Origin of the sequence: Elstera litoralis, from assembly GCF_000963705.1 — a bacterium.
Classification (GTDB): domain Bacteria; phylum Pseudomonadota; class Alphaproteobacteria; order Elsterales; family Elsteraceae; genus Elstera; species Elstera litoralis.
On the sequence record NZ_LAJY01000671.1, the window covers coordinates 1 to 1,181 of the forward strand.

The 1,181-nt window shown below is 51.5% G+C and carries 2 protein-coding genes; both read right to left on the reverse strand.

Going from position 1 to position 1,181, the window contains the following annotated elements; genetic code table 11:
• Positions 1 to 390, reverse strand: a 390-nt coding sequence (locus VZ95_RS18840; protein ID WP_045777231.1) for a hypothetical protein, incomplete at its 3' end; no start/stop codon positions are given.
• 224 nt (positions 391 to 614) lie between these two features.
• Positions 615 to 815, reverse strand: a complete 201-nt coding sequence (locus VZ95_RS24495; RefSeq protein ID WP_156995417.1) for a hypothetical protein — start codon at positions 813 to 815, stop codon at positions 615 to 617.
• Positions 816 to 1,181: the final 366 nt, after the last annotated feature.

The following is a 1,181-nucleotide window of genomic DNA, read 5'->3' on the forward strand; positions in this document are numbered from 1 at the left end:
AAAATCTTCTCCTGTTTTAGGGTTTGTAATAGTTGACTCCTTAAATTCATGCTCCTTTGCGACAACGTATTCCAACAGATAATCTTGGGTGTCTCGACCCAGGAAATCGTCGATAACCACCGGACAGTCGTTCAATTTTCTGCTTGTGTCAGAGACGGCGATGACATGCTGATTGACCTCAATAACCGCAATTTCCTGAGGGCGGATAAAAATTGTTCCTTGTAGATCTGGTGTTAATATCCCAATCAAATTTGGTTCTGATTTGCTCTTGTTGGCGCACGACGAGAGTAATTTCTCAAAAATAGGGTCATTATTGTATAATGTTCCCCTGATTAGGGTGCCGTTTTTGAGTGTAATATTCAGTTTAATGTGGGTGGTTGTTAAGTTCATGAACTGAATACCCCTCTGATTTAGGATAGCCTTCTGCGTAATGGTATTCTCACGCAGAAGGCCATGTACTGCCAGAAAATGTCGAGTGCGGTAGGGGAGTTAAGGGATCTATCTTTAGCCTCCTGGCGAACCGGGTGAGCCCGGTGAACCGGGCGATCCACCCGGTCCGCCAGAACCACCGGGTCCTCCTGGCCCCCCTTCACCTGGGCTGCCGCCCGGTCCACCTACACCGCCGTTTCCACCGTTTCCACCGTTTCCGCCATCCGATCCGGGGCCTGTTGCATCTCCTCCGGCACCCCCTGCTCCACCATTCCCACCATTTCCGCCCGGACTATCACTATTGCCGCCGTTCCCACCATTTCCACCTGTGCCACCCGGCGAATCACTTCCGCTGGTATCGCCACCATTTCCACCGTTGCCGCCATCTCCGCCCCCGCCTCCGCCTCCGCCCTCCTCACTTGCCAACACTACACCAAGTTGCTGCTCTAAGGGCTTAGCGCCTAATGAGCGCGCCCCTTGCGCTGTATAGGGAAGGGCAACGACTAATGTGACAGCAGCACTCACGATAAAGGCTGAATTGCGAAGGAATAATTTAGACATTGTAAAGCTCTCCTCGTGAAAGCTGAATAGTAAATTAATCTATTATGGAGTATTGATGCTTAGCGCCTATGGGCAAGCTATCTTCCAAGATTGAGTTGAGCATTTTTTTGCACCGTTGCCACCGTTGCCACCGTTGCCACCGTTGCCACCGTTGCCACCGTTGCCACCGTTGCCACCGTTGCCACCGTTGC